This window comes from Streptomyces sp. NPDC107581, from assembly GCF_055657175.1.
This window is the reverse complement of sequence record NZ_JBVKBH010000007.1, coordinates 224,021-248,696: the sequence shown is the minus strand read 5'-3', so window position 1 is coordinate 248,696 and position 24,676 is coordinate 224,021. Positions and strand designations below refer to the sequence as shown.

Here is a 24,676-nt window from a genome sequence, read left to right as displayed (position 1 = left end):
ACAGGAGATAGACGTGATCCAGCAGGAGTCGCGACTGCGCGTCGCCGACAACACTGGTGCGAAGGAAATCCTTTGCATCCGTGTGCTCGGTGGCTCCGGTCGCCGCTACGCGGGCATCGGTGACGTCATCGTCGCCACCGTCAAGGACGCGATCCCCGGTGGCAACGTGAAGAAGGGTGACGTCGTCAAGGCGGTCATCGTTCGCACCGTCAAGGAGCGCCGCCGTCCGGACGGCTCGTACATCCGCTTCGACGAGAACGCCGCCGTCATTCTGAAGAACGACGGCGACCCTCGCGGCACCCGCATCTTCGGCCCGGTCGGCCGTGAGCTGCGCGAGAAGAAGTTCATGAAGATCATCTCGCTCGCGCCGGAGGTGCTGTAAGCATGAAGATCAAGAAGGGCGACCTGGTCCAGGTCATCACCGGTAAGGACAAGGGCAAGCAGGGCAAGGTCATCGCGGCCTACCCCCGCGAGGACCGTGTCCTGGTCGAGGGTGTCAACCGGGTCAAGAAGCACACCAAGGCCGGCCCGACCGCCAGCGGTTCCCAGGCCGGCGGCATCGTGACCACCGAGGCCCCTGTCCACGTGTCCAACGTCCAGCTGGTCGTGGAGAAGGACGGCCAGAAGGTCGTCACGCGTGTCGGTTACCGCTTCGACGACGAGGGCAACAAGATCCGCGTTGCCAAGCGGACGGGTGAGGACATCTGATGGCTACCACCACTCCGCGTCTGAAGCAGAAGTACCGCGAGGAGATCGCGGGCAAGCTGCGTGACGAGTTCAAGTACGAGAACGTCATGCAGGTTCCCGGCCTCGTCAAGATCGTGGTCAACATGGGTGTCGGCGACGCCGCCCGTGACTCGAAGCTCATGGACGGTGCCGTCCGTGACCTGACCACCATCACCGGTCAGAAGCCGGCCGTCACCAAGGCCCGCAAGTCCATCGCGCAGTTCAAGCTGCGTGAGGGTCAGCCGATCGGTGCCCACGTCACGCTCCGTGGCGACCGCATGTGGGAGTTCCTGGACCGCACCCTGTCGCTCGCGCTGCCGCGCATCCGCGACTTCCGCGGCCTGTCCCCCAAGCAGTTCGACGGCCGTGGCAACTACACCTTCGGTCTCACGGAGCAGGTCATGTTCCACGAGATCGACCAGGACAAGATCGACCGTACCCGGGGTATGGACATCACCGTGGTGACCACGGCGACCAACGACGCTGAGGGCCGCGCGCTCCTTCGTCACCTCGGCTTCCCGTTCAAGGAGGCGTGAGCGAGATGGCGAAGAAGGCTCTGATTGCCAAGGCTGCTCGCAAGCCCAAGTTCGGTGTGCGTGGCTACACGCGCTGCCAGCGCTGCGGCCGTCCGCACTCCGTGTACCGCAAGTTCGGCCTCTGCCGCGTGTGCCTTCGTGAGATGGCTCACCGTGGCGAGCTGCCGGGCGTGACCAAGAGCTCCTGGTAATCCCCGCTTTTAGGGATTCCTGAAGCTCTCGGTAAGCATCTGGGTCGGCAGGGGCCCTTCTCCGCATGCCTTAAGCTTGTGGGGTTGGGCGTCTGCCGCCCGTACGACTTACTACGCCGTAGGTCCACCGCGCCGCACCCGTCCCGTCTCGGATCGGGGAGAGGGATGGCGCACCAGGAAACCCCGGCGAGAGAGGCCGAAGGCCAATTCATGACCATGACTGATCCGATCGCAGACATGCTTACGCGTCTGCGGAACGCGAACTCGGCATACCACGACTCCGTGACGATGCCGGCATCGAAGATCAAGTCTCACATCGCGGAGATCCTCCAGCAGGAGGGCTTCATCACGGGCTGGAAGGTCGAGGACGCCGAGGTCGGCAAGAACCTCGTTCTCGAGCTGAAGTTCGGCCCGAACCGTGAGCGCTCCATCGCGGGCATCAAGCGGATCTCCAAGCCCGGTCTCCGGGTGTACGCGAAGTCCACCTCCCTGCCCAAGGTGCTGGGCGGCCTCGGCGTGGCGATCATCTCCACGTCGCACGGTCTCCTCACCGACAAGCAGGCCGGCAAGAAGGGCGTAGGCGGAGAAGTCCTCGCCTACGTCTGGTAACGGAAGGGAACGGAGGAAACAGCTATGTCGCGTATTGGCAAGCTCCCCATCACGGTTCCCGCCGGCGTGGACGTCACCATCGACGGCCGTACGGTCTCGGTCAAGGGCCCCAAGGGCTCGCTGACCCACACCGTCGTGGCGCCGATCGACATCGCTAAGGGCGAGGACGGCACCCTTCAGGTGACGCGCCCGAACGACGAGCGTCAGAACAAGGCCCTGCACGGCCTGTCCCGCACGCTGGTGGCGAACATGATCACCGGCGTGACCCAGGGTTACGTGAAGAAGCTCGAGATCAGTGGTGTCGGTTACCGCGTGACCGCCAAGGGTTCGAACCTCGAGTTCGCTCTCGGCTACAGCCACCCGATCGTCGTCGAGGCCCCCGAGGGCATCACCTTCAAGGTGGAGGCCCCCACCCGGTTCTCGGTCGAGGGCATCGACAAGCAGAAGGTCGGCGAGGTTGCGGCCAACATCCGCAAGCTGCGCAAGCCTGACCCGTACAAGGCCAAGGGCGTCAAGTACGAGGGCGAAGTCATCCGCCGCAAGGTCGGAAAGGCGGGTAAGTAAGCCATGGCATACGGGCAGAAGATCCTCAAGGGCGACGCCTACAAGCGCGCCGCGATCAAGCGCCGTCACATCCGGATCCGCAAGAACCTTTCCGGTACGGCGGAGCGTCCCCGTCTGGTCGTGACCCGCTCCAACCGCCACATCGTGGCGCAGGTGATCGACGACCTCAAGGGCCACACCCTGGCGTCCGCGTCCACCCTGGACGCGTCCGTCCGCGGTGGCGAGGGCGACAAGTCCTCGCAGGCCAAGCAGGTCGGCGCCCTGGTCGCCGAGCGTGCCAAGGCCGCCGGTGTCGAGGCTGTCGTGTTCGACCGTGGTGGCAACCAGTACGCCGGGCGCATCGCCGCCCTGGCGGACGCCGCCCGCGAAGCCGGGCTCAAGTTCTGAGCCTGCCGTAGCTAGCGGAAACAGAGAGAGGTAATTCCAATGGCTGGACCCCAGCGCCGCGGTGGCGGTGCCGGTGGCGGCGAGCGGCGGGACCGGAAGGGCCGTGACGGCGGCGCTGCTGCCGCCGAGAAGACCGCGTACGTTGAGCGCGTTGTCGCGATCAACCGCGTCGCCAAGGTTGTGAAGGGTGGTCGTCGCTTCAGCTTCACCGCGCTGGTCGTGGTGGGCGATGGTGACGGCACCGTCGGTGTCGGTTACGGCAAGGCCAAGGAGGTGCCGGCCGCCATCGCCAAGGGTGTTGAGGAGGCCAAGAAGCACTTCTTCAAGGTCCCCCGTATCCAGGGCACCATCCCGCACCCGATCCAGGGTGAGAAGGCTGCCGGCGTCGTGCTGCTCAAGCCCGCGTCCCCGGGTACCGGCGTTATCGCCGGTGGTCCGGTGCGTGCGGTGCTCGAGTGCGCCGGTATCCACGACATCCTGTCGAAGTCCCTCGGCTCCGACAACGCGATCAACATCGTGCACGCGACCGTGGAGGCCCTGAAGGGCCTGCAGCGTCCCGAGGAGGTCGCGGCCCGCCGTGGTCTGCCGCTCGAGGACGTCGCGCCCGCGGCTCTGCTGCGTGCCCGTGCCGGAGTGGGTGCGTGATGGCTCAGCTGAAGATCACGCAGGTCAAGTCCTACATCGGCAGCAAGCAGAACCACCGTGACACCCTGCGCTCCCTTGGTCTCAAGGGCATCAACACGCAGGTCGTCAAGGAGGACCGCCCCGAGTTCCGCGGCATGGTGCACACCGTCCGCCACCTCGTGACGGTCGAGGAGGTCGACTGATCATGGCGGAGAACAACCCGCTCAAGATCCACAACCTCCGTCCCGCCCCGGGCGCCAAGACCGCCAAGACCCGTGTGGGTCGTGGTGAGGCGTCCAAGGGTAAGACGGCCGGTCGTGGTACCAAGGGCACGAAGGCCCGCTACCAGGTTCCGGAGCGCTTCGAGGGTGGCCAGATGCCGCTCCACATGCGTCTCCCGAAGCTGAAGGGCTTCAAGAACCCGTTCAAGACCGAGTTCCAGGTCGTGAACCTCGACAAGCTGGCCGCGCTCTACCCTGAGGGTGGAGAGGTCACGGTCGAGGGTCTGGTGGCCAAGGGTGCCGTTCGCAAGAACAGCCTCGTCAAGGTCCTCGGCCAGGGCGAGATCTCCGTGGCGCTGCAGGTGACGGTGGACGCCGTCTCCGGTTCCGCCAAGGAGAAGATCACCGCCGCGGGCGGTACGGTCACCGAGCTCGTCTGAGTTTTTCAGACGCCTTGATGACGTAAACGATCCCGACCGGGGATACCTCACAATGGGGTATCCCCGGTTGGTCGTTCCTAGGGAGGCAGTGTCGCCGGTAAGGTGGCCTGCACTGTTCTTTTTTCTGTATCCGTCGAACCTCAAGACCGTCACCCTTGACGCAGTTGCGCGGGGGTCGCAGGAGGCACCGTGCTCACCGCGTTCGCCCGGGCGTTCAGGACGCCCGACCTGCGCAAGAAGCTGCTCTTCACGCTGGGCATCATCGTGGTCTACCGGGTCGGTACCCACGTCCCGATCCCCGGCGTCAACTACAAGGCCGTCCAGCAGTGTGTCAGCGAGGCGGGCGCCAATCAGGGCCTGTTCGGTCTCGTGAACATGTTCAGCGGTGGAGCGCTGCTGCAGATCACGATCTTCGCGCTCGGGATCATGCCGTACATCACGGCCAGCATCATCCTCCAGCTGCTCACCGTGGTCATCCCGCGCCTGGAAGCCCTGAAGAAGGAGGGCCAGGCCGGTACGGCAAAGATCACGCAGTACACCCGATACCTGACGGTCGCGCTCGCCATCCTGCAGGGCACCGGCCTGGTGGCCACCGCCCGCAGCGGCGCCCTCTTCAACGGCTGCTCGGTCGCCTCGGGCATCGTCCCGGACCAGGCGATCTTCACGACGATCACGATGGTCATCTGCATGACCGCCGGCACGGCCGTCGTCATGTGGCTCGGTGAGCTGATCACGGACCGCGGCATCGGCAACGGCATGTCGATCCTGATGTTCATCTCGATCGCCGCGACCTTCCCGTCCGCGCTGTGGGCGATCAAGAAGCAGGGTTCGCTGGCCGGCGGCTGGATCGAGTTCGGCACCGTCATCCTGGTCGGTCTGGTCATGGTCGCGCTCGTGGTCTTCGTCGAGCAGGCCCAGCGCCGCATTCCGGTGCAGTACGCGAAGCGCATGATCGGGCGCCGTTCCTACGGTGGTACGTCCACGTACATCCCGCTCAAGGTGAACCAGGCGGGTGTGATTCCCGTCATCTTCGCCTCCTCGCTGCTCTACATTCCGGCGCTGGTGGCGCAGTTCGCGGGCGGCAACTCGGGCTGGAAGACCTGGGTCACCCAGAACCTGACCAAGGGCGACCATCCGATTTACATCACTCTGTACTTCTTGCTCATCGTTTTCTTCGCGTTCTTCTACGTGGCGATCTCCTTCAACCCCGAGGAAGTCGCCGACAACATGAAGAAGTATGGTGGCTTCATCCCGGGCATCCGGGCTGGCCGACCGACCGCTGAGTACCTGAGCTACGTGCTCAACCGGATCACCTGGCCGGGTTCGCTGTATCTGGGTCTGATTGCTCTCGTGCCAACAATGGCGTTGGTCGGGTTCGGGGCGACGAACAACTTCCCGTTCGGCGGGACCAGCATCCTGATCATCGTGGGTGTCGGTCTTGAGACGGTGAAGCAGATCGAGAGCCAGCTCCAGCAGCGCAATTACGAAGGGTTCCTCCGCTGATGCGTATCGTCCTCGTCGGGCCGCCGGGTGCCGGTAAGGGAACGCAAGCCGTCCGGCTCGCAGAGAAGCTGGCCATTCCGCACATCTCCACGGGCGACCTGTTCCGCGCCAACATCAGTCGGCAGACCGAGCTGGGCAAGCTCGCCAAGTCCTACATGGACCGCGGCGAGCTGGTGCCGGACGAGGTCACCATCGCGATGGCCAAGGACCGCATGGAGCAGCCGGACGCGGAGAACGGCTTCCTGCTGGACGGCTTCCCGCGCAACGTCTCGCAGGCCGAGGCCCTGGACGCGCTGCTGGAGTCCGAGAGCATCAAGCTGGACGCCGTCCTGGACCTGGAGGTCCCGGAGGACGAGGTCGTCAAGCGGATCGCCGGCCGGCGCATCTGCCGCAACGACTCGTCCCACGTCTTCCACGTGACCTACAGCCCGGCGAAGCAGGAGGGCGTCTGCGACGTCTGCGGCGGCGAGCTGTACCAGCGTGACGACGACTCCGAGGAGACCGTCCGCAAGCGGCTGGAGGTCTACCACACGCAGACCGAGCCGATCATCGACTACTACAAGGCGCAGGGCCTGGTCGTGACGATCTCCTCCCTGGGCCCGGTGGACGAGATCACGCAGCGGGCGCTGGAAGCGCTCAAGCGTGAGAAGGCCGAGAACAAGTAGATCGCGGTCCCTCCGGCCGCGGTGCCCTCCCCCGGACTGCGTCCGGTGGGACCCACAGGGCGCCGCGGCCGTAGTGTTGTGTTCGTAACCCAGCCGATGTGAGTGACGGAGAGCGCAGGCGCCCATGGTGCAGATCAAGACCCCCGAGCAGATCGCCAGGATGCGGGCGGCGGGCCTGGTCGTCGCCGCGATCCACGCGGCCACCCGGGAGGCGGCGGTACCGGGCGCCAGCACCAGGGACCTGGACGAGGTCGCCCGCAAGGTGCTCGCGGAGCACGGCGCCAAGTCGAACTTCCTGGGTTACGGCGGTTTCCCCGCGACCATCTGCACCTCGGTCAACGAGGTCGTCGTCCACGGCATCCCCGCGGAGGACGTCGTCCTGAAGGACGGCGACATCATCTCCATCGACTGCGGCGCGATCATCGACGGCTGGCACGGCGACGCGGCTTACACGGCCTTCGTCGGCTCCGGTCACGCACCGGAGCTGATCGAGCTCTCCCGGGTGACCGAGGAATCGATGTGGGCCGGCATCGCGGCCATGAAGCAGGGCAACCGCCTGGTCGACGTCTCCCGGGCCATCGAGACGTACATCCGCCGCCAGCCCAAGCCGGGCGGCGGCAAGTACGGGATCATCGAGGACTACGGCGGCCACGGCATCGGCACCGAGATGCACATGGACCCGCACCTGCTGAACTACGTCGACCGCCGCCGAGGCAAGGGCCCCAAGCTGGTCCCCGGCTTCTGCCTGGCCATCGAGCCGATGATCTCTCTCGGCACTCCGCGCACCGAGGTCCTCGAGGACGACTGGACGGTCATCACCACCGACGGCACCTGGTCCTCGCACTGGGAGCACTCGGTCGCGCTGACCGAGCAGGGCCCGCTCGTGCTGACCGCTCCGGACGGCGGCAGGGCGAAGCTGGCGGAGCACGGTGTGACGGCCGCGCCGGACCCGCTGGCATAAGGATCAGGCACATGGGGCAGACTTCCCCGATTCGTGTTTCACGGTGCGCTGACGTAGACTGACTCGTCGGCTCTCGTGCACCCGCATGTCCGCATGCGCTCGCACCTTTCCCTCTGGGGCAAGGAAGAGAGTCGATCAAGGTAGTCGATTCGAAGGGCGAAGCGTGGCCAAGAAGCAAGGTGCCATCGAGATCGAGGGCACTGTCGTCGAGTCTCTGCCGAACGCCATGTTCAAGGTCGAGCTCCAGAACGGCCACCAGGTCCTGGCACACATCAGCGGCAAGATGCGCATGCACTACATCCGCATCCTCCCTGACGACCGGGTCGTGGTGGAGTTGTCTCCGTACGACCTGACGCGTGGCCGGATCGTCTACCGGTACAAGTAGATCTTGCCCGCATCCCGGCTCGCCGGGGTGATGGCACTGACCCGGAGAACCTCACCCATGAAGGTCAAGCCGAGCGTCAAGAAGATCTGCGACAAGTGCAGGGTGATCCGCCGTCACGGTCGGGTCATGGTCATTTGCGAGAACCCGCGCCACAAGCAGCGCCAGGGCTGACGCACGACCGATCCCTCTGCATCCATCGCAGAGATTCGCGCGACGCAAGCTGAATTTGTTCATACGCAGGACCCGAGCCCACCAGCTCGACACCCCCGGCTCGGAGGCCGGGGACCCGGTTCGTACCTGGTACGGCGGCCGGGAGCCGGTTCTGCGGAAGACCTCCGAAGATTCACCAGGAGCCATTGAATGGCACGCGTTTCCGGTGTTGACATCCCGCGCGAAAAGCGCGTGGAGGTCGCCCTCACCTACGTGTTCGGCATCGGCCGGACCCTTTCCCAGCTGACGCTGGCCGAGACCGGCATCGACCCGAACACTCGCGTCCGTGACCTGACCGAAGAGCAGCTGGTCGCGATCCGCGAGTACGTCGACAACAACATCAAGACCGAGGGTGACCTCCGTCGCGAGATCCAGGCCGACATCCGCCGCAAGGTCGAGATCGGCTGCTACCAGGGTCTCCGTCACCGTCGCGGTCTGCCCGTCCGCGGTCAGCGCACCAGCACCAACGCTCGTACCCGCAAGGGCCCGCGTCGCGCCATCGCCGGCAAGAAGAAGCCGGGCAAGAAGTAGTCCGCAGCGGACCTCTGTCCACGGTCTTCGCTGTAGGACCGACCACCTCCCGTAGGAGTTAAAGGATGCCCCCCAAGGGACGTCAGGGCGCTGCCAAGAAGGTGCGCCGCAAGGAAAAGAAGAACGTCGCTCACGGCCACGCGCACATCAAGAGCACGTTCAACAACACGATCGTGTCGATCACGGACCCGTCCGGCAACGTGATCTCCTGGGCCTCCGCCGGCCACGTCGGCTTCAAGGGCTCGCGGAAGTCCACGCCGTTCGCCGCGCAGATGGCCGCCGAGTCGGCTGCCCGCCGCGCTCAGGAGCACGGCATGCGCAAGGTCGACGTGTTCGTCAAGGGCCCGGGCTCCGGTCGTGAGACCGCGATCCGCTCCCTGCAGGCCACGGGCCTCGAGGTCGGCTCCATCCAGGACGTCACCCCGACCCCGCACAACGGCTGCCGTCCGCCGAAGCGCCGCCGCGTCTGACGCACGGTTGCACCGAGGATTCGGGCGGTACGGCTCCGTACACGGGGGCGTATCGCCCGTACCCTTGCAGTACCCGCACTTTTCACGGGTGCGGTTTCCGTCGGGCGTCAAATAGCGGGCGTCCACGAATGAAGGATCTGATCCACACATGCTGATCGCTCAGCGTCCCTCGTTGACCGAAGAGGTCGTCGACGAGTTCCGCTCCCGGTTCGTGATCGAGCCGCTGGAGCCGGGCTTCGGCTACACCCTCGGCAACTCCCTCCGCCGTACCCTCCTGTCCTCGATCCCGGGTGCCGCTGTCACCAGCATCCGCATCGACGGCGTGCTGCACGAGTTCACCACCGTGCCGGGCGTCAAGGAGGACGTCACCGACCTGATCCTCAACATCAAGCAGCTGGTCGTCTCCTCGGAGCACGACGAGCCGGTCGTGATGTACCTGCGCAAGCAGGGCCCGGGTCTGGTCACCGCCGCCGACATCGCGCCCCCGGCCGGTGTCGAGGTGCACAACCCCGACCTGGTCCTCGCCACGCTCAACGGCAAGGGCAAGCTGGAGATGGAGCTGACCGTCGAGCGTGGTCGCGGCTACGTCTCCGCCGTGCAGAACAAGCAGGTGGGCCAGGAGATCGGCCGTATCCCGGTCGACTCGATCTACTCGCCGGTTCTGAAGGTCACGTACAAGGTCGAGGCCACGCGTGTCGAGCAGCGCACCGACTTCGACAAGCTGATCGTCGACGTCGAGACCAAGCAGGCCATGCGCCCGCGTGACGCCATGGCGTCGGCGGGCAAGACCCTGGTCGAGCTGTTCGGTCTCGCCCGCGAGCTGAACATCGACGCCGAGGGCATCGACATGGGTCCGTCCCCGACGGACGCCGCTCTCGCCGCCGATCTGGCGCTGCCGATCGAGGAGCTTGAGCTCACCGTTCGGTCGTACAACTGCCTCAAGCGTGAGGGCATCCACTCCGTGGGTGAGCTCGTCGCCCGCTCCGAGGCCGACCTCCTGGACATCCGCAACTTCGGTGCGAAGTCCATCGACGAGGTCAAGGCGAAGCTGGCCGGCATGGGCCTGGCCCTGAAGGACAGCCCGCCCGGATTCGACCCGACCGCCGCCGCCGACGCGTTCGGTGCCGACGACGACGCGGACGCCGGTTTCGTGGAGACCGAGCAGTACTGAGCGCTCCGCCAGGAGGGCCCGCTGTGACTGCGGGTCCGCCGTGGCTGGTCGCGCAGTTCTCCGCGCCCCTTCGGGGGCGCGGATCTTCCGGGCGTCCGAAAGGGCGCCCGGATCTCCGACAGACAACCGTCTGCTCGGATACTGACTCCGGTACCTGATACGGCCGGGGCAGACACACAGGAGAAGAACCATGCCGAAGCCCACCAAGGGTGCCCGTCTGGGCGGCAGCGCCGCGCACGAGAAGCTGCTCCTCGCGAACCTCGCGAAGTCGCTGTTCGAGCACGGCCGCATCACCACCACCGAGGCGAAGGCCCGCCGCCTGCGCCCGTACGCCGAGCGTCTGGTCACCAAGGCGAAGAAGGGCGACCTTCACAACCGCCGTCAGGTGCTCCAGGTCATCACGGACAAGAGCATCGTCCACACGCTCTTCACCGAGATCGGCCCGCGGTACGAGAACCGTCCCGGTGGCTACACCCGCATCACCAAGATCGGTAACCGCCGTGGCGACAACGCGCCCATGGCCGTCATCGAGCTGGTCGAGGCGCTGACCGTGGCGCAGCAGGCGACCGGTGAGGCCGAGGCCGCCACCAAGCGTGCGGTCAAGGAGGCCGACGCGGCCAAGGTCGAGGAGACCAAGGTCGAGGACGCCGCCGAGGCTCCGGCCGAGGAGTCCAAGGACGCCTGAGGCTCTGCCTGACGCTGGAAGCGGGTCCGCCCTTCGGGGCGGGCCCGCTTTCGCGCTTTTCGGAAGGCTCTGCCCGCAGCGGTGCCAGCGCCTGAGAGGATCTGTTTGTGAGTGAAGTACAGCCCGGTCACGTCCGTATCCGCCTCGACCTGTCGTACGACGGCTCCGACTTCCACGGCTGGGCCAAGCAGGCCGGCGGCAGGCGGACCGTGCAGGGGGAGATCGAGGACGCCCTGCGCACGGTCACGCGGTCCAAGGAGACCTACGAGCTGACCGTGGCCGGCCGGACGGACGCGGGGGTGCACGCGCGCGGTCAGGTCGCCCATGTCGATCTGCCCGGGGAGCTGTGGGCGGAGCACCGCGAGAAGCTGCTCAAGAGGCTCGCCGGGCGGCTCTCCAAGGACGTACGGGTGTGGAGCCTGACCGAGGCCCCGCCCGGCTTCAACGCCCGTTTCTCGGCCGTCTGGCGGCGCTACGCGTACCGCGTCACCGACAACCCCGGGGGAGTGGACCCCCTCCTGCGGGGCCACGTCCTGTGGCACGACTGGCCGCTCGACGTGGACGCCATGAACGAGGCCGCACGGGCGCTGCTCGGCGAGCACGACTTCGCCGCGTACTGCAAGCGGCGTGAGGGCGCGACCACGATCCGTACGCTCCAGGAGCTGAGCCTGGAGAGGGACCCGGACGGGATCATCACCGCGACCGTCCGCGCGGACGCCTTCTGCCACAACATGGTGCGCTCGCTGATCGGCGCGCTGCTGTTCGTCGGGGACGGGCACCGCGGCCCCGAGTGGCCCGGGAAGGTGCTGGCCGCGGGCGTGCGTGACTCGGCCGTGCATGTCGTACGACCGCACGGGCTGACCCTGGAGGAGGTCGGCTACCCCGCCGACGAGCTGCTGGCCGCGCGGAACCTGGAGGCGCGGAACAAGCGCTCGCTTCCGTCGGCGGGGTGCTGCTGAGGACAGCCGGCGGGGTGCTGCTAGGACTGCCGGCGGGGTGCTGCCGGGACCTACTGGGCCGCGGCCGCCGAGGCCTGGGCCTCGCCGCGGCGGTTGATCTGGCGGAAGGTGAACTCCGCCAGGTCGTCGCCGGCGGAGAACACCTTGGTGTCCTTCTTGGTCGCGTCCTTGCCGTTGGTGAAGCCGGTGATCGTGAAGTAGGCGTAGCGGCCGTAGGCGTTTCTCGTCGAGCGGCAGAAGGCCCCGTCGCAGAAGGGCTTGACGCCCTTGCCGAACAGCGAGCGCACGATGCTGCTGTCGTTGGTCTGGGACTTGGCCTTCGTCGCCTGGGCCTCGGTGTCGAAGAGGGCGACGCCGACCGTGACCGCGACGCCGCCGTTGGTGTAGGTGGCGCGCATCAGGCGGGTGCAGCCGTTGGTGGTGAGGACCTTGGGCAGGGTGCCGCCCGCGGCGCTGGTGCAGTTCTTGGTGTCGGCCGTCGGGCCCTTCTTGTACACCGTGCTGCCCATGGTCAGCTGCGTGCCCGGGAACAGGGTGTCGGGGCTGAGCGCGGCGGTGTCCTTCTTCGCGCTGGAGACGAAGTCCTTCGGGTCCAGCGGGGGCGGTGCGCTGGTGGGGGCGAAGGACGGCGCCGTGGCCGAGCTGCTCGGCAGCGAGGCGCTGGCGGGGAGCTTGGTGGGGTTGCCGGAGGCGTTGTTGTCGCCGTTCGCGGAGACGACGGCCATGGCGACGGCCGTGCCCACCCCGATGGTGGCCAGCGCCCCGCCGCCTATGAACAGCAGCCTGCGGCGCTTGTTCCGGGTCTCCGAGGCCTCGGCGAGCGCGGCCCAGTCCGGAGACCCGTCGTCACCGCCGCTGCTCCAGGGCTGCTGGGAATGCGGTTTCCAGGGATCCCACTGAGACTGGGGTCCCCCCTGCCCGTAACTCATGGGGCGCATCTTAGACGGGGGCCGGGGGATGCTGGAGTGCGTCGGGCGGCATGCCTTGTTTGTCCGGGGTGCATCCGTCGGCATGCCTCGTTTTGACCCGTCCGGGGGCGTCCAGGTATTCTGCCTCTTCGTTGTGTATTGGCTTGCTCATTCTCACGGGACGGGCCCTTACACCGGTCCACCGGGCCGATGACCAGCGATCAGCACGCGGTTTGCGTCACCGCGGTGCGGTCGAGGCTGTCGTGATCGTTTCGGTGACCTGTTCAGGACCATTCACTCGAAGCGAAGGCTACGAACCGTGCGTACGTACAGCCCCAAGCCCGGCGATGTGACGCGCCAGTGGCACGTCATCGACGCTCAGGACGTTGTCCTGGGCCGTCTCGCCAGCACCACCGCCTCCATCCTGCGGGGCAAGCACAAGCCGATCTACGCGCCCCACGTCGACACCGGTGACTTCGTCATCATCATCAACGCCGACAAGGTGCACCTGTCCGGCAACAAGCGGACCCAGAAGATGGCGTACCGCCACTCCGGCTACCCGGGTGGTCTGCGCTCCGTCCGTTACGACGAGCTGCTCGACAAGAACCCCGAGAAGGCCATCGAGAAGGCCGTCAAGGGCATGCTCCCCAAGAACTCCCTGGGCCGTCAGATGCTCTCGAAGCTGAAGGTCTACAAGGGTGACCAGCACCCGCACGCTGCCCAGCAGCCGGTGCCGTTCGAGATCACCCAGGTCGCGCAGTAAGTCCGGCCACCCCCTAAGACTGAAGAGAATCTGAGGAGAATCGTGGCCGAGACCACTGCCGAGCAGCCGATCGAAGAGATCGACATCGAGAGCTACACCACCGAGTCCGAGGTCCCCGTCGAGGGTGAGTACACCTCGGAGTCCATGGCTTCCCGCTTCGGCGAGCCCCAGCCGGCCGCCGGCCTGGGCCGTCGCAAGAACGCCATCGCCCGCGTCCGGATCGTTCCGGGCACCGGCAAGTGGAAGATCAACGGTCGCACCCTCGAGGACTACTTCCCGAACAAGGTGCACCAGCAGGAAGTCAACGAGCCCTTCAAGGTGCTCGAGCTCGAGGGTCGCTACGACGTCATCGCCCGCATCGCGGGTGGCGGTGTCTCCGGTCAGGCCGGTGCGCTCCGTCTCGGTGTCGCCCGTGCGCTGAACGAGGCCGACGTCGACAACAACCGTGGCCCGCTGAAGAAGGCCGGCTTCCTCAAGCGCGACGACCGTGCGGTCGAGCGCAAGAAGGCCGGTCTCAAGAAGGCCCGTAAGGCTCCGCAGTACAGCAAGCGCTAAACAGGAGCTGCTGCTCGTACTCCGAACGCCCCGGCGGCACGCCACATGTGCCGTCGGGGCGTTCGTTTATCCCGGCCAAGGGCGTATAACGACACAAGACGCTCAAAGGCTGGTGTGATCGGATGACCCGGCGTCTGCCACCATTCATGGCAGCCAGGACGCTTCCTCAGGAGGACAAGTGGGACGACTCTTCGGCACGGACGGCGTGCGCGGTGTCGCCAACGCGGACCTGACGGCCGAGCTGGCCCTCGGTCTCTCCGTCGCGGCGGCGCACGTGCTCGCCGAGGCGGGTACCTTCGCGGGCCACAGGCCGACGGCGGTGGTCGGACGGGATCCGCGCGCGTCCGGGGAGTTCCTGGAGGCGGCCGTGGTGGCCGGCCTGGCCAGCGCCGGCGTGGACGTGCTGACCGTGGGCGTGCTGCCGACGCCGGCCGTGGCTTTCCTGACCGGCGCACTCGGCGCCGACCTCGGCGTGATGCTCTCCGCGAGCCACAACGCCATGCCGGACAACGGCATCAAGTTCTTCGCCCGCGGCGGCCACAAGCTCGCCGACGAGCTGGAGGACAGGATCGAGGCCGTGTACGAGTCCCACCGCCACGGCGAGCCCTGGGAGCGGCCCACCGGTGCCGGGGTCGGGCGGGTGCGGTCGTACGACGCGGGCTTCGAGCGCTACGTCGGTCATCTGCTGTCGGTGCTGCCGAACGAGCTGGACGGCCTGAAGGTCGTCCTGGACGAGGCGCACGGCGCGGCCGCGGGGGTCTCGCCGGAGGCGTTCTCCCGGGCCGGCGCGCAGATCGTCACGATCGGCGCGGAGCCGGACGGGCTCAACATCAACGACGGCTGCGGCTCCACCCACCTGGACAAACTGAAGGCCGCGGTCATCGAGCACGGCGCCGACTTCGGTATCGCGCACGACGGGGACGCCGACCGCTGCCTGGCCGTGGACCACACCGGCGAGGAGGTGGACGGCGACCAGATCCTGGCCGTGCTCGCGCTGGCGCTGCGGGAGCGGGGCGAGCTGCGCTCCGACACCGTCGTCGCCACGGTCATGTCCAACCTGGGCTTCAAGCTGGCGATGGAGCGGGCCGGCATCCGGCTCGTGCAGACCGCCGTGGGCGACCGGTACGTGCTGGAGGAGATGAAGGAGCACGACTTCGCCCTCGGCGGTGAGCAGTCCGGGCACGTGATCATCCTCGACCACGCCACCACCGGCGACGGCACGCTGACCGGGCTGCTGCTGGCGGCGCGGGTCGCCCACACCGGCCGTTCGCTGCGTGAGCTGGCCTCCGTGATGGAGCGGCTGCCGCAGGTGCTGATCAACGTCCCGGACGTGGACAGGTCCCGGGTGCGGACGTCCGCGGACCTCGCTGCCGCCGTCGCCGAGGCCGAGCGCGAACTCGGTGCGACGGGACGGGTGTTGCTGCGGCCCTCCGGTACGGAGCCGCTGGTGCGGGTGATGGTCGAGGCGGCCGACATCGACCAGGCGCGGTCGGTCGCGGGCCGCCTGGCCGACGCGGTGAAATCGGCGCTGGGCTAGTCCGCGGGACGCGCTCCGGGGCTGGTCCGTTTCCGGCCCCGGCGGTGCCCGGCACACCCGGTCGCACCCGGGGCGTCACCCGAAGGTACGCAACAAAGAGTGCATGAGTGGTTACTGGTTGTTTCACTTACGTCGAGAGGGCCTCGCGTGGCGCCCTGCCTCGACGAAAGTGAGCAACACAGCATGAAGATATTCAGCAGCACCCTGAAGCGAGCGGCCGGTCCGGCCCTGGTCGCGGGTCTCGTCGCCGTTTCGTTCGCCGCACCGGCCGCAGCCGCCCCGGCCGCCGCCGCCCCCGCACCGGGCTCCACGGCATTCCGCCTCTTCGGCAGCCTTGCCGGGCTCCAGGCGCGCAGCGGCGTGCAGAACCACGTCACGGCCGCCGTCTCCGGCACCAACCATCTGCTCCTCAGCGACACCACGGGCGTCGCGATCGGTCCCGGCTGCACCCGGGTGTCCGCCAACACCGCGGACTGCGGCGCCATCAGCACCGTCAACCGGGTCGCCATCGCGCTGGAGGACCAGAACGACAGCGCCACGGCCAACGTTCCGGTCAACACCACCGTCGACGCCGGCACGGGCGTGGACAGCGTGACCACCGACGGCGGCAACGACGTGATCGACGTGGAGGACAACGCCGGCGGTGACTCGGTGAACTGCAACGGCGGCAACGACGTGGTGTTCGCCGACTCCGGCGACACCGTCGCCGCGAACTGCGAGAGGCGGCTCTAGCCGCCGTAGGCCCTCGCCGTACGCTCGCGCTGCCTGGCCCAGAGCCACTTCTGGGTCAGCAGCGTCAGGGTTCCGGCCAGGACGATGCCCAGCAGGTTCAGCAGCAGCTGGACCGTGGAGCCCCAGGCCTGGCGGTACTCGGTGTAGGTGAAGGCCACCGCCGCGTTGGCCGCCGCGGGGACCGTGGTCACCGAGATGGCCACGCCGACCAGCGCGCCCGACTTCGCCGAGGTCAGCGAGAGGGTGCCGGCGATGCCGGCCAGGACCGCGACGACGAACGAGAAGGCGTCGGGGCGGTAGATGAAGTTGGTGTTGGGGCGTTGCGCCTCCAGCTGGACCTTGGTGAACAGGTCGACGCTCCCCATGAAGTAGGCGAAGCCGACCGTCATCAGCATCGCCACCGCGAAGCCCACCAGCAGCGCGGTCAGCGAGCGCAGGGCCAGTCGCGGGTGGCGCTGCACCAGGGCCGTGCAGAAGCCGGCCAGCGGACCGAACTCCGGGCCCACCGCCATCGCGCCCACGATCAGGATCGCGTTGTCCAGCACCACACCGCAGGCCGCGATCATGGTGGCGATGGTGAGGAAGGCGACGTAGGTGACCGACAGGGTCGACTCCTCGTGGGTCGCGTCCGTCAGGTGCTCCCACAGCACCGCGTCCGCGCCCTCGCCGGGCGCCTCGTCCTCCGCCTTGTCGGCGCGCCGGGACAGCGAGAGGTCGATGTTCTCGACGGCGATCGAGCCGGTGTCGTCCAGCCCCAGGAGACGCAGCCCGCCGATGAGTTCATCACCCGCCTCGCGGGCCACGTCGCACATCACCACGTCCCCGGCCGGGTTGCGGGCGGCACCCGGCACGACGACGAGGTGCGTGGTGCCCACGGTGTTCTCTATCAGTCGGACCACGTCCTCGGTCCGGTCGGCCGGGGTGATCAGGCGCAGATGCAGCATGGCGCCTTTCTAACAGGCGCTCCTACAGTTTGCGCAGGCGCAGGCGCTGGACCTTGTGGTCCTGGCCCTTGCGGACGACGAGGGTGGCGCGGCCGCGGGTGGGAGCGATGTTCTCCACGAGGTTGGGCTTGTTGATGGTGCGCCACAGCGTGCGCGCGTAGTCGAGCGCCTCCTCCTCGGACACCTGGGTGTACTTGCGGAAGTACGAGTCCGGGTTCTGGAAGGCGGTCTGGCGCAGCTTCTTGAAGCGGTTGAGGTACCAGCGCTCGATGTCCTCGGCGCTCGCGTCGACGTACACGCTGAAGTCGAAGTAGTCGACGAGGCCGACCCGGGTGCGGCCGTCCTTGCCGGGCAGGGCGGGCTGGAGGACGTTCAGGCCCTCGACGATCAGGATGTCGGGGCGGCGGACGGTGAGGCGCTGGTCGGGGACGATGTCGTAGATGAGGTGGGAGTAGACGGGGGCCGTCACCTCGTCCTTGCCGGCCTTGATGTCCGCGACGAAGCGGGTCAGCGCACGGCGGTCGTACGACTCGGGGAACCCCTTCCGCGACATCAGGCCGCGGCGCTCCAGCTCCCTGGTGGGCAGCAGGAAGCCGTCCGTGGTGACCAGTTCGACGCGCGGATGCTCCGGCCAGCGGGACAGGAGGGCCTGGAGCAGACGGGCCACGGTGGACTTGCCCACCGCCACGGACCCGGCGACGCCTATGACGAACGGCGTGCCGGACTGGGAGCCCTGCTCGCCGAGGAACGTGTTCAGCGCCCCTCTGAGTCCGTCCGTGGCGCCGACGTAGAGATTGAGGAGCCGGGAGAGCGGGAGGTAGATGTCCCGCACCTCGTCGAGGTCGATGACATCGCCGAGGCCGCGCAGCTTCTCGACCTCCTCGGCGGTGAGGGGCAGCGGAGTCTTGTCGCGCAGCGCGCTCCACTCGGCGCGGGTGAGGTCGACGTAGGGAGTCGCCTCCGGCCTTGACCGGTGGGCGCTCCGGGGCATCGAAGAGACCGGAGAGATCACAGTCCATTGTTAACGGAGTTTGAACGGCGCGGCGGGGTGGGGTACGTCACGTGCGGCCGGGCAGAGCCGGACACGGCCTGGCGCGGCCGGGCGTATGGGCCGGGCGGCCCCGAGATCACGCCTGCGTCACGGTCGGATACCGGGTGGTAATTGCGTGATCAACTGTGGGTTCGCTGTGTCTAAAGTGCGAGCAAAGATCCACCGGGGCCGACGCGGGCCGGAGCCCGCTCTCGTGGATCGTGCGCATCGCAAGAGAAAGAGCACTGACTTGAGACGTACCGTCGTTCGCCGGACCGCCGTCGTCGCCTCCGCCGCCGCGCTCGCCCTGCTCGCCACCGCCTGCGGCGGTTCCGGCGGCGGCGACAAGGCGGACGACGGCAAGGCGCCGCACGCGGACAAGAGCGCCCCGGCGGCCCCCGCGAAGGCGCTGAGCGCCGCCGAGCTGGAGAAGGCCGCGCTCACGCAGGCGGACGTCAAGAGCGGCAAGGTGGTCACCAAGGTGCCGGCGCAGGACGACATCGCGCAGGACAAGGTGACGGCGGACGACCCCGCGTGCAAGCCGCTGGCCTACCTCCAGGTCGGCTCCTACGTCGGCAAGCCCGCGGTCACGGTGAAGCGGTCGTGGACGGGTGACGCGAAGAAGCCCGCCGCGGGCGCGAGCGCCGAGGACAAGATGCTCGCCATCACCGACCGGTCGAAGACCGTCGAGACACTGGCCTCCTACGACAACGGCGGCGCCGAGCAGGCCGTCAAGGACCTCCGGGCGGCCGCGACGAAGTGCGCCGGGGGCTTCTCCTTCACCGTCGACGGCGACAAGACCAAGATCGTCAAGGTGACCACGGGCACCGCACCCCGCGGCGCCGACGAGGCCGTCGCCCTGACCTGGTACATCGACGCCGAAGGCAGCGGACAGGCGCCGATGAAGGGCGTCGTCGTGCGCAAGGGTGCCACCCTCGCCTACTTCCCCGTCCTCAACATCGCGGCGGCCGCCTCCGGCAAGGACTTCGACTTCCCGACCGAGATCGTCGACGCACAGCTCGCCAAGCTCGGCTGAAAGCAGCCCGCCGGGGTCATCGGACCCCGGCGGGAATTTCCGATTTCGGGCACGCGGTGGCTCTTTTTGAGAGTTCCTGGCCCGTAGGCTGCCGCTCATGTGCGGAATCGTGGGATACGTAGGATCGCAGTCGGCGCTCGATGTCGTGATGGCCGGGCTGAAGCGGCTGGAGTACCGGGGGTACGACTCGGCGGGCGTCGCCGTGCCGGCGGACGGCGGACTGGCCGCGGCGAAGAAGGCCGGCAAGCTGGTCAATCTGGAGAAAGAGCTGGTCGAGCGGCCGCTGCCGGCGGGTCCGACGGGCATCGGCCACACCCGCTGGGCCACCCACGGCGGTCCGACGGACGCGAACGCGCACCCGCACCTGGACAACGCGGGCCGGGTGGCCGTCGTCCACAACGGCATCATCGAGAACTTCGCGGTGCTGCGGGCCGAACTGGCGGAGCGGGGCCACGAGCTGACCTCCGAGACGGACACCGAGGTCGTCGCCCACCTGCTCGCCGAGGAGTTCTCGGCCTGTGCCGACCTGGCGGAGGCGATGCGTCTGGTGTGCCGGCGCCTGGAGGGCGCGTTCACGCTGGTCGCGGTGCACGCGGACGCGCCGGACGTGGTCGTGGGCGCCCGCCGCAACTCCCCGCTCGTGGTCGGCGTCGGCGAGGGCGAGGCGTTCCTGGCCTCCGACGTCGCCGCGTTCATCGCCCACACGCGCTCGGCGATCGAGCTGGGCCAGGACCAGGTGGTGGAGCTGCGCCGCGACGGTGTGACGGTGACCGGCTTCGACGGCCGCCCCGCGGAGGTCCGTTCGTACCACGTCGACTGGGACGCCTCGGCCGCCGAGAAGGGCGGCTACGACTACTTCATGCTCAAGGAGATCGCCGAGCAGCCGAAGGCGGTCGCCGACACCCTGCTGGGCCGCATCGACGCGGCCGGTTCGCTGACCCTGGACGAGGTCCGGATCTCGCCGTCCGAGCTGCGCGAGGTGGACAAGGTCGTCATCGTCGCGTGCGGTACGGCCTTCCACGCCGGGCTCATCGCCAAGTATGCCATCGAGCACTGGACGCGGATCCCCTGCGAGGTGGAGCTGGCGAGCGAGTTCCGCTACCGCGACCCGATCCTCGACTCCCGCTCCCTGGTGATCGCCATCTCCCAGTCCGGCGAGACCATGGACACCCTCATGGCTCTGCGGCACGCCCGTGAGCAGGGCTCCAAGGTGCTGGCGATCTGCAACACCAACGGCTCCACGATTCCGCGCGAGTCGGACGCGGTGCTGTACACGCACGCGGGTCCCGAGGTGGCCGTCGCCTCCACCAAGGCGTTCCTGACGCAGCTGGTCGCGTGCTACCTGGTGGCTCTGTACCTGGGCCAGGTGCGGGGGACCAAATGGGGCGACGAGATCGGTGCGGTGATCCGGGACCTCTCGAAGATCTCGCACGAGGTCGAACGGGTCCTGGAGACCATGGAGCCGGTACGGGCGCTGGCGCGTTCCCTGGCCGACAAGAACACGGTGCTGTTCCTGGGCCGGCACGTGGGCTACCCGGTCGCCCTGGAAGGCGCCCTCAAGCTCAAGGAACTCGCCTACATGCACGCCGAGGGCTTCGCGGCGGGCGAGCTGAAGCACGGGCCGATCGCGCTGATCGAGGAGGACGTGCCGGTGGTCGTGGTCGTGCCGTCGGCCCGGGGCCGGTCCGTCCTGCACGACAAGATCGTCTCCAACATCCAGGAGATCCGGGCGAGGGGCGCGCGCACCATCGTGATCGCGGAGGAGGGGGACGAGGCGGTCGTCCCGTACGCCGACCACCTGATCCGGATCCCGGCGACTCCGACCCTGCTGCAGCCGCTGGTGGCGACGGTGCCGCTGCAGGTGTTCGCCTGCGAGTTGGCCACCGCCCGGGGGAACGAGGTGGACCAGCCCCGGAACCTGGCCAAGTCGGTGACGGTGGAGTAGCGGAAAGGGGCGAACGGCTGCACGCCGTTCGCCCCTCGATCAGCCGTGTGACCGTCCGGGTGACCGGCTGTTCGGCCGACCGGTCCTTCGGTCAGCCGGTCACGCAGGTCTTCGGGACCCAGCCGGTCTTCTTGTCACCGCCGTAGTACCACTGGTTGCTCGTCTTGCCGCAGGCCGTGTACGAGCCGCCCTTGTACGACTTCCCGTCGTTGCAGATCGCGCCGCTCTTGCCCTTGCCCCAGATGCCGATGGCCGTGGCGCTCGTCGTCGGCGAGGTACGGACGTTGACGGTCTGCTTGGGCTTGACGTTGACGAGCGCCCTGCTGCAGTCCTTCGGAAGGGTCGCCGCGGCGGCGGTGCCGGCGGCGGCGACGGCGCCGGTGAGGGCGGTGCCGATGAGGGCCGCGGTGGCGAGCGCGGTTCCCAGTGCCTTCAACTTCAAAGCTGTGTCCTCCCGTTGCGTGCGATGGCGCCCGCTGCGTCACGGCGCGCCGGTCACGGAAGACTACTGGGGGCAGGGACCCGTCATGATCTTGGGGGTTCCGAGAGCCTGCACGAAGAGGGTGAAAGCCCCGCTCCGGAAGGTGAGCGTCGCCCTGGCCGGGGCCTTCGAGTCGCGTACGGCGACATGGGTGGACGAGTTCGCGATCTCCACGCAGTCGTTGCCGTCGCCGCCACCTGAGTAGGACGACTTCCGCCAGCTCTCGGGGGTGATCATCGCCAACCTCACAGCTCTTCGGTCAACCTGTGGATGAAGTCACGTGACCGTTCCGGGCCGAGTGACAGGGACTTCACCTTATGGAAGAGCATGCGAAAGGCTCCGAGTTGAGACTCGGAGTCGACGAAGACGGTGCCATGGGGAGCATCGCGCACCACCGTGTCCAGCTTGGGCACGGGGCCACTCACGTACGTCATCGTGCTCGCGGCCAGACCGAAGCCGTCGAGGTCGAAGGGGATCACGCGCACCGTGATGCGATCCGCTTCGGAGAGCTCCAGGATGCGGCCGAGCTGAGCGCGTGACGTCGCCCGGTCGCTGACTCTGATGCGCAGCGCCGCTTCGTGGATCACCGCCTCGTAGGGGAAGGCGGCGACCTGCTGGCGTCTCATCCGGTGACGGACGCGCAAGTCGATCTCGTCCTGGGTGAGTTCGGGGATTCTGTCGGAGAACACGGCACGGGCGTAGTCCTCCGTCTGCAGCAGGCCCGGCACGTACAGGGTGGCCACGTTGCGCAGGGCGCGAGCATGGTGATCCAGCTCGGACAGGTCCAGGAACGATGTGGGCAACAGGCCCCGGTACTCCTCCCACCAGCCGCGCGCCCGGTCGGTGGCCATCGTGGCCAGAGCCTCGGTGAACTCCTCGTCCGTGCAGGCGTAGTGCGATGCCAGGCGTCGCAGCCGTTTCTCGCTCACGCCCGCGATACCGGATTCGATCTGGCTGATGACCGGAGCGGTGACCCCGAGCAGGGCTGCCGCCTCCCGGGCGGTGAGGCCCGCCGCGTCGCGCAGCCTGCGCAGTTCGACCGCCAACCGCAACTGACGTGCCGTCGGCTCGCTCCTCAATGCCATCGGCGGATCCTTCCAACACACCTGTGGGTGCACCTCGTTCGGGCGTCACATTACGCGATCGGCTTGCGGTGTTTAAACAATTAGCCCTACCGTCGGTGACGCGATGCACACGCAGCGGAAGTGCACCGCGCCGTCCTGCCATGACGGCCGCGGCATTGCCACCGCTTGCGAAACCCCCAGTCACCGAACCGGAGCTGACGCATGCCCGAAACCTGGGACTACACCCTCTACATCCCCAACGACCTCAGGGCGGTCACCGTCTGTCGCCGCACCCTGCGCCTGATCCTGACCCTGCACGGCCTGATCGGACTCGTGGACACCGCCGAACTCCTCGCGACGGAGCTGGTCTCCAACGCCGTACGGCACACGAAGGGGCCGGCTGCCCTCAGGGTGCGCCGGACGGCGGCGGGGGTGGTGTGGATCGGGGCGTGGGACACGGACCCCGAGCCACCGGAGCCGCCGCGGCCGTTGGACCGGGCAGGTGAACTGGAGGAGGCGGGGCGGGGGCTGGGGCTGGTGGTGGCCTGCGCGGACTACTGGGGCTGGCAGCCGTCGGCTCGGTTCGGGAACCGGGGCAAGTATGTGTGGTGCGAACTGGGGGCGGCCTAGCTCGTTGATCACCGGGTCCTTTGGCGGATGCGGTGGACGAGGCCTCAGTCGGTCTCCGACGCCGCCAGTACGGTGACGTGGGTGCGGGTGGGGTCCAGGCAGGCGAAGGCCGTGTCCGAGAGGTCCCAGGAGAACCAGTCGTTGCCGGTGGACCGGGGCAGGGCGAAGCGGATCCAGCGGTGGTCGGCGGCGAGCCGTATCGCGTCCTGGTGCGGGGTCCCCGGGTCGAGGTCCATCACGGCGTACAGGCTCTGCCAGGTGTGCAGGCGGGCGTAGGCGCCGTACCGGCGCTCGCGCCGGAGGCCGCCCGCGAAGGCCGCGCAGAACAGATCGGCGGCCAGGTCGTCCGCGGTGGTGTGGGCCGTGGTGAGCAGGTCGGCGGTGGTCGACTCCAGGCACTCGGCGTCGAGTTCGGCGAGGAGGGCGCCGTTGAAGTCGGCCGGTTCCAGGGGTTCGGGGAGGGTGTAGAAGGCGGCCTCGTGGCGGCAGATCCGGGCGAAGCCCGTGGTGGCCGCGTCGGTGCGGGCCTCGTCGTGCACCCGGCGGGCGGCGCGGCCGGCGCGGGTGCCGCCCTCGGTGGACGGTGTCACCGGGTAGGCGGCTTGCAGCCGCTCCGGGTTCTCGCAGTTGAGCAGGCCGCCCTCGGTCCTGCCGTAGCGGTTCATCCGGGACTCGAACGAGAACGAGTTCAGCGGCAGCCAGGCGAGCGGGTGGCCGAGTTCGCGCAGGCGGGCGCCGTAGGCGAGGTAGACGTCATCGTCACGGGGGCGGGCGAAGCCGTGCAGGCGGGCCAGCTCGTGCAGGAGGCACGCCCGGAGCTCCGTCCCGGGATCGTCCAGCGAGACGGGCGTATGGGACTCGAACTGAGGCCTGAGGTCGGCGATGCTCGGTCGCTGCACGAGCTGCCAGGCGATCTGCCGCGCCAGCCACCGCCAGGACTCCGGTTCCCGTAGCGCGCCCAGGTTCTCCAAGAGCCGGACGGCCCAGTCGGTGGCGTCCCGAGTCTCCCAGTCGGCCAGGCGGCGGGAGATCTCGCCGATCCGGGAGATGTCGGGTGTTGCCAGAGCCAGGTCGTGGAGCCGCTCGGCGGCGCTCGCGGCACCGGCCGTGAGGGAGGCGTCGTCAGGGAGGTCGGTCATCCCGTGACTGTATGCAGACGCGGGGTGCAGGAGGCGTCGCATATTCTTTTTGTTTCTTTCTTTGATCTGCTGTG

The 24,676-nt window shown here is 68.0% G+C and carries 34 protein-coding genes; 27 read left to right on the top strand and 7 right to left on the bottom strand.

Annotation, left to right across the window (positions count from 1 at the left end):
- Positions 1 to 13: 13 nt before the first annotated feature.
- The 20 genes from rplN to truA all read left to right on the top strand — a co-directional run bounded on the left by rplN (position 14) and on the right by truA (position 11,838).
- Entirely contained in the window at positions 14 to 382 is a 369-nt protein-coding gene (rplN, locus tag ACZ7P3_RS19960; protein ID WP_003998823.1) for a 50S ribosomal protein L14, read from the top strand.
- 2 nt (positions 383 to 384) lie between these two features.
- Positions 385 to 708: a 50S ribosomal protein L24 gene (gene rplX, locus ACZ7P3_RS19955; RefSeq protein ID WP_472083388.1), complete on the top strand. Its 324-nt coding sequence runs from the start codon at positions 385 to 387 to the stop codon at positions 706 to 708.
- On the top strand, positions 705 to 1,262 hold the full coding sequence (rplE, locus tag ACZ7P3_RS19950; RefSeq protein ID WP_472083877.1) for a 50S ribosomal protein L5: 558 nt from the start codon (positions 705 to 707) through the stop codon (positions 1,260 to 1,262). Before rplX ends, rplE begins: the two co-directional genes overlap by 4 nt.
- A gap of 5 nt (positions 1,263 to 1,267) precedes the next feature.
- Positions 1,268 to 1,453, top strand: a complete 186-nt coding sequence (locus tag ACZ7P3_RS19945; protein WP_003948630.1) for a type Z 30S ribosomal protein S14 — start codon at positions 1,268 to 1,270, stop codon at positions 1,451 to 1,453.
- A gap of 210 nt (positions 1,454 to 1,663) precedes the next feature.
- Positions 1,664 to 2,062 carry a 30S ribosomal protein S8 gene (rpsH, locus tag ACZ7P3_RS19940; RefSeq protein ID WP_013001411.1) on the top strand — a complete coding sequence of 133 codons (399 nt, stop codon included), beginning with the start codon at positions 1,664 to 1,666 and terminating at the stop codon, positions 2,060 to 2,062.
- Positions 2,063 to 2,086: 24 nt separating this feature from the next.
- Complete coding sequence (rplF, locus tag ACZ7P3_RS19935; RefSeq protein ID WP_472083386.1) at positions 2,087 to 2,626, top strand: 50S ribosomal protein L6; 540 nt, start codon at positions 2,087 to 2,089, stop codon at positions 2,624 to 2,626.
- 3 nt (positions 2,627 to 2,629) lie between these two features.
- The gene (rplR, locus tag ACZ7P3_RS19930; RefSeq protein WP_073901437.1) at positions 2,630 to 3,013 is read left to right on the top strand and encodes a 50S ribosomal protein L18; all 384 of its coding nucleotides are present in this window, start codon (positions 2,630 to 2,632) and stop codon (positions 3,011 to 3,013) included.
- A 39-nt stretch (positions 3,014 to 3,052) separates the two neighbouring features.
- Positions 3,053 to 3,658, top strand: coding sequence for a 30S ribosomal protein S5 (rpsE, locus tag ACZ7P3_RS19925; RefSeq protein ID WP_361119948.1), 606 nt, complete (start codon positions 3,053 to 3,055; stop codon positions 3,656 to 3,658).
- On the top strand, positions 3,658 to 3,840 hold the full coding sequence (gene rpmD, locus ACZ7P3_RS19920; RefSeq protein ID WP_003974250.1) for a 50S ribosomal protein L30: 183 nt from the start codon (positions 3,658 to 3,660) through the stop codon (positions 3,838 to 3,840). The genes rpsE and rpmD overlap by 1 nt, the downstream gene beginning before the upstream one ends.
- A 2-nt stretch (positions 3,841 to 3,842) precedes the next feature.
- The gene (gene rplO, locus ACZ7P3_RS19915) at positions 3,843 to 4,298 is read left to right on the top strand and encodes a 50S ribosomal protein L15 (RefSeq protein ID WP_003974249.1); all 456 of its coding nucleotides are present in this window, start codon (positions 3,843 to 3,845) and stop codon (positions 4,296 to 4,298) included.
- Between the two features lie 189 nt (positions 4,299 to 4,487).
- Positions 4,488 to 5,801, top strand: coding sequence for a preprotein translocase subunit SecY (secY, locus tag ACZ7P3_RS19910; protein WP_472083383.1), 1,314 nt, complete (start codon positions 4,488 to 4,490; stop codon positions 5,799 to 5,801).
- Positions 5,801 to 6,466 (top strand): adenylate kinase, encoded by a 666-nt coding sequence (locus ACZ7P3_RS19905; RefSeq protein ID WP_472083382.1) that lies wholly within the window; start codon positions 5,801 to 5,803, stop codon positions 6,464 to 6,466. Before secY ends, ACZ7P3_RS19905 begins: the two co-directional genes overlap by 1 nt.
- Before the next feature lie 124 nt (positions 6,467 to 6,590).
- On the top strand, positions 6,591 to 7,427 hold the full coding sequence (map, locus tag ACZ7P3_RS19900) for a type I methionyl aminopeptidase (RefSeq protein ID WP_472083380.1): 837 nt from the start codon (positions 6,591 to 6,593) through the stop codon (positions 7,425 to 7,427).
- A gap of 163 nt (positions 7,428 to 7,590) precedes the next feature.
- Entirely contained in the window at positions 7,591 to 7,812 is a 222-nt protein-coding gene (infA, locus tag ACZ7P3_RS19895) for a translation initiation factor IF-1 (protein WP_003948620.1), read from the top strand.
- A 57-nt stretch (positions 7,813 to 7,869) separates the two neighbouring features.
- On the top strand, positions 7,870 to 7,983 hold the full coding sequence (rpmJ, locus tag ACZ7P3_RS19890; RefSeq protein WP_003998809.1) for a 50S ribosomal protein L36: 114 nt from the start codon (positions 7,870 to 7,872) through the stop codon (positions 7,981 to 7,983).
- A 189-nt stretch (positions 7,984 to 8,172) separates the two neighbouring features.
- Positions 8,173 to 8,553, top strand: a complete 381-nt coding sequence (gene rpsM / locus ACZ7P3_RS19885) for a 30S ribosomal protein S13 (protein ID WP_020941684.1) — start codon at positions 8,173 to 8,175, stop codon at positions 8,551 to 8,553.
- Positions 8,554 to 8,618: 65 nt separating this feature from the next.
- Positions 8,619 to 9,023, top strand: a complete 405-nt coding sequence (gene rpsK / locus ACZ7P3_RS19880; RefSeq protein WP_003956432.1) for a 30S ribosomal protein S11 — start codon at positions 8,619 to 8,621, stop codon at positions 9,021 to 9,023.
- Between the two features lie 148 nt (positions 9,024 to 9,171).
- Positions 9,172 to 10,194, top strand: a complete 1,023-nt coding sequence (locus ACZ7P3_RS19875) for a DNA-directed RNA polymerase subunit alpha (RefSeq protein ID WP_003966937.1) — start codon at positions 9,172 to 9,174, stop codon at positions 10,192 to 10,194.
- Between the two features lie 190 nt (positions 10,195 to 10,384).
- Positions 10,385 to 10,879 (top strand): 50S ribosomal protein L17, encoded by a 495-nt coding sequence (gene rplQ, locus ACZ7P3_RS19870; RefSeq protein WP_472083378.1) that lies wholly within the window; start codon positions 10,385 to 10,387, stop codon positions 10,877 to 10,879.
- A gap of 107 nt (positions 10,880 to 10,986) precedes the next feature.
- Positions 10,987 to 11,838, top strand: a complete 852-nt coding sequence (truA, locus tag ACZ7P3_RS19865) for a tRNA pseudouridine(38-40) synthase TruA (protein ID WP_472083376.1) — start codon at positions 10,987 to 10,989, stop codon at positions 11,836 to 11,838.
- A gap of 50 nt (positions 11,839 to 11,888) precedes the next feature.
- Here the strand turns inward: truA and ACZ7P3_RS19860 are convergent, their stop codons facing one another.
- The gene (locus ACZ7P3_RS19860; RefSeq protein WP_472083374.1) at positions 11,889 to 12,767 is read right to left on the bottom strand and encodes a hypothetical protein; all 879 of its coding nucleotides are present in this window, start codon (positions 12,765 to 12,767) and stop codon (positions 11,889 to 11,891) included.
- A 298-nt stretch (positions 12,768 to 13,065) separates the two neighbouring features.
- On the opposite strand from ACZ7P3_RS19860, the gene rplM reads away from it, so the two are divergent.
- The 4 genes from rplM (at position 13,066) to ACZ7P3_RS19840 (ending at position 16,333) form a co-directional block, all read left to right on the top strand.
- Positions 13,066 to 13,509 carry a 50S ribosomal protein L13 gene (gene rplM, locus ACZ7P3_RS19855; RefSeq protein ID WP_472083372.1) on the top strand — a complete coding sequence of 148 codons (444 nt, stop codon included), beginning with the start codon at positions 13,066 to 13,068 and terminating at the stop codon, positions 13,507 to 13,509.
- A gap of 42 nt (positions 13,510 to 13,551) precedes the next feature.
- Positions 13,552 to 14,064, top strand: a complete 513-nt coding sequence (gene rpsI / locus ACZ7P3_RS19850; RefSeq protein ID WP_161162943.1) for a 30S ribosomal protein S9 — start codon at positions 13,552 to 13,554, stop codon at positions 14,062 to 14,064.
- A 178-nt stretch (positions 14,065 to 14,242) separates the two neighbouring features.
- Positions 14,243 to 15,601: a phosphoglucosamine mutase gene (gene glmM / locus ACZ7P3_RS19845; RefSeq protein WP_472083370.1), complete on the top strand. Its 1,359-nt coding sequence runs from the start codon at positions 14,243 to 14,245 to the stop codon at positions 15,599 to 15,601.
- A 183-nt stretch (positions 15,602 to 15,784) separates the two neighbouring features.
- A complete protein-coding gene (locus tag ACZ7P3_RS19840) occupies positions 15,785 to 16,333 on the top strand; it encodes a hypothetical protein (RefSeq protein WP_472083368.1) in 549 nt (182 codons plus the stop codon).
- Here ACZ7P3_RS19840 and ACZ7P3_RS19835 read toward each other — a convergent pair.
- Both ACZ7P3_RS19835 and coaA read right to left on the bottom strand, forming a co-directional pair.
- A complete protein-coding gene (locus ACZ7P3_RS19835) occupies positions 16,330 to 17,277 on the bottom strand; it encodes a DUF389 domain-containing protein (RefSeq protein WP_472083366.1) in 948 nt (315 codons plus the stop codon). The two genes, ACZ7P3_RS19840 and ACZ7P3_RS19835, sit on opposite strands and share 4 nt — an antisense overlap.
- A 22-nt stretch (positions 17,278 to 17,299) precedes the next feature.
- Complete coding sequence (gene coaA, locus ACZ7P3_RS19830) at positions 17,300 to 18,268, bottom strand: type I pantothenate kinase (protein WP_472083364.1); 969 nt, start codon at positions 18,266 to 18,268, stop codon at positions 17,300 to 17,302.
- 289 nt (positions 18,269 to 18,557) lie between these two features.
- Between coaA and ACZ7P3_RS19825 the strand changes: the two genes are divergently transcribed.
- Both ACZ7P3_RS19825 and glmS read left to right on the top strand, forming a co-directional pair.
- A complete protein-coding gene (locus ACZ7P3_RS19825; RefSeq protein ID WP_472083362.1) occupies positions 18,558 to 19,343 on the top strand; it encodes a hypothetical protein in 786 nt (261 codons plus the stop codon).
- A 97-nt stretch (positions 19,344 to 19,440) separates the two neighbouring features.
- Positions 19,441 to 21,288, top strand: coding sequence for a glutamine--fructose-6-phosphate transaminase (isomerizing) (glmS, locus tag ACZ7P3_RS19820; RefSeq protein WP_472083360.1), 1,848 nt, complete (start codon positions 19,441 to 19,443; stop codon positions 21,286 to 21,288).
- A 91-nt stretch (positions 21,289 to 21,379) separates the two neighbouring features.
- On the opposite strand, the gene ACZ7P3_RS19815 is transcribed toward glmS, so the two are convergent.
- From ACZ7P3_RS19815 to ACZ7P3_RS19805, 3 genes are all read right to left on the bottom strand, one after another.
- The gene (locus ACZ7P3_RS19815; RefSeq protein WP_472083358.1) at positions 21,380 to 21,730 is read right to left on the bottom strand and encodes a hypothetical protein; all 351 of its coding nucleotides are present in this window, start codon (positions 21,728 to 21,730) and stop codon (positions 21,380 to 21,382) included.
- 63 nt (positions 21,731 to 21,793) lie between these two features.
- A complete protein-coding gene (locus tag ACZ7P3_RS19810) occupies positions 21,794 to 22,006 on the bottom strand; it encodes a DUF397 domain-containing protein (RefSeq protein WP_472083356.1) in 213 nt (70 codons plus the stop codon).
- Between the two features lie 8 nt (positions 22,007 to 22,014).
- Positions 22,015 to 22,854: a helix-turn-helix domain-containing protein gene (locus ACZ7P3_RS19805; protein ID WP_472083354.1), complete on the bottom strand. Its 840-nt coding sequence runs from the start codon at positions 22,852 to 22,854 to the stop codon at positions 22,015 to 22,017.
- Between the two features lie 201 nt (positions 22,855 to 23,055).
- Here ACZ7P3_RS19805 and ACZ7P3_RS19800 point away from each other — a divergent pair, with 201 nt between their 5' ends.
- Complete coding sequence (locus tag ACZ7P3_RS19800) at positions 23,056 to 23,463, top strand: ATP-binding protein (RefSeq protein WP_472083352.1); 408 nt, start codon at positions 23,056 to 23,058, stop codon at positions 23,461 to 23,463.
- A gap of 44 nt (positions 23,464 to 23,507) precedes the next feature.
- On the opposite strand, the gene ACZ7P3_RS19795 is transcribed toward ACZ7P3_RS19800, so the two are convergent.
- Complete coding sequence (locus ACZ7P3_RS19795) at positions 23,508 to 24,602, bottom strand: DUF6183 family protein (RefSeq protein WP_472083350.1); 1,095 nt, start codon at positions 24,600 to 24,602, stop codon at positions 23,508 to 23,510.
- Positions 24,603 to 24,676 lie beyond the last annotated feature (74 nt).

Bases quoted from the DNA above. Each gene is read 5' to 3' on its own strand.
- rplX (WP_472083388.1), top strand. From the start codon at position 385: ATGAAGATCAAGAAGGGCGACCTGGTCCAGGTCATCACCGGTAAGGAC.
- ACZ7P3_RS19945 (WP_003948630.1), top strand. From the start codon at position 1,268: ATGGCGAAGAAGGCTCTGATTGCCAAGGCTGCTCGCAAGCCCAAGTTC.
- rpsH (WP_013001411.1), top strand. From the start codon at position 1,664: ATGACCATGACTGATCCGATCGCAGACATGCTTACGCGTCTGCGGAAC.
- rplF (WP_472083386.1), top strand. From the start codon at position 2,087: ATGTCGCGTATTGGCAAGCTCCCCATCACGGTTCCCGCCGGCGTGGAC.
- rplR (WP_073901437.1), top strand. From the start codon at position 2,630: ATGGCATACGGGCAGAAGATCCTCAAGGGCGACGCCTACAAGCGCGCC.
- rpsE (WP_361119948.1), top strand. From the start codon at position 3,053: ATGGCTGGACCCCAGCGCCGCGGTGGCGGTGCCGGTGGCGGCGAGCGG.
- rpmD (WP_003974250.1), top strand. From the start codon at position 3,658: ATGGCTCAGCTGAAGATCACGCAGGTCAAGTCCTACATCGGCAGCAAG.
- rplO (WP_003974249.1), top strand. From the start codon at position 3,843: ATGGCGGAGAACAACCCGCTCAAGATCCACAACCTCCGTCCCGCCCCG.
- ACZ7P3_RS19905 (WP_472083382.1), top strand. From the start codon at position 5,801: ATGCGTATCGTCCTCGTCGGGCCGCCGGGTGCCGGTAAGGGAACGCAA.
- map (WP_472083380.1), top strand. From the start codon at position 6,591: ATGGTGCAGATCAAGACCCCCGAGCAGATCGCCAGGATGCGGGCGGCG.
- rpmJ (WP_003998809.1), top strand. From the start codon at position 7,870: ATGAAGGTCAAGCCGAGCGTCAAGAAGATCTGCGACAAGTGCAGGGTG.
- rpsM (WP_020941684.1), top strand. From the start codon at position 8,173: ATGGCACGCGTTTCCGGTGTTGACATCCCGCGCGAAAAGCGCGTGGAG.
- rpsK (WP_003956432.1), top strand. From the start codon at position 8,619: ATGCCCCCCAAGGGACGTCAGGGCGCTGCCAAGAAGGTGCGCCGCAAG.
- ACZ7P3_RS19875 (WP_003966937.1), top strand. From the start codon at position 9,172: ATGCTGATCGCTCAGCGTCCCTCGTTGACCGAAGAGGTCGTCGACGAG.
- rplQ (WP_472083378.1), top strand. From the start codon at position 10,385: ATGCCGAAGCCCACCAAGGGTGCCCGTCTGGGCGGCAGCGCCGCGCAC.
- ACZ7P3_RS19860 (WP_472083374.1), bottom strand. From the start codon at position 12,767: ATGAGTTACGGGCAGGGGGGACCCCAGTCTCAGTGGGATCCCTGGAAA.
- ACZ7P3_RS19840 (WP_472083368.1), top strand. From the start codon at position 15,785: ATGAAGATATTCAGCAGCACCCTGAAGCGAGCGGCCGGTCCGGCCCTG.
- ACZ7P3_RS19835 (WP_472083366.1), bottom strand. From the start codon at position 17,277: ATGCTGCATCTGCGCCTGATCACCCCGGCCGACCGGACCGAGGACGTG.
- coaA (WP_472083364.1), bottom strand. From the start codon at position 18,268: ATGCCCCGGAGCGCCCACCGGTCAAGGCCGGAGGCGACTCCCTACGTC.
- glmS (WP_472083360.1), top strand. From the start codon at position 19,441: ATGTGCGGAATCGTGGGATACGTAGGATCGCAGTCGGCGCTCGATGTC.
- ACZ7P3_RS19810 (WP_472083356.1), bottom strand. From the start codon at position 22,006: ATGATCACCCCCGAGAGCTGGCGGAAGTCGTCCTACTCAGGTGGCGGC.
- ACZ7P3_RS19805 (WP_472083354.1), bottom strand. From the start codon at position 22,854: ATGGCATTGAGGAGCGAGCCGACGGCACGTCAGTTGCGGTTGGCGGTC.
- ACZ7P3_RS19800 (WP_472083352.1), top strand. From the start codon at position 23,056: ATGCCCGAAACCTGGGACTACACCCTCTACATCCCCAACGACCTCAGG.
- ACZ7P3_RS19795 (WP_472083350.1), bottom strand. From the start codon at position 24,602: ATGACCGACCTCCCTGACGACGCCTCCCTCACGGCCGGTGCCGCGAGC.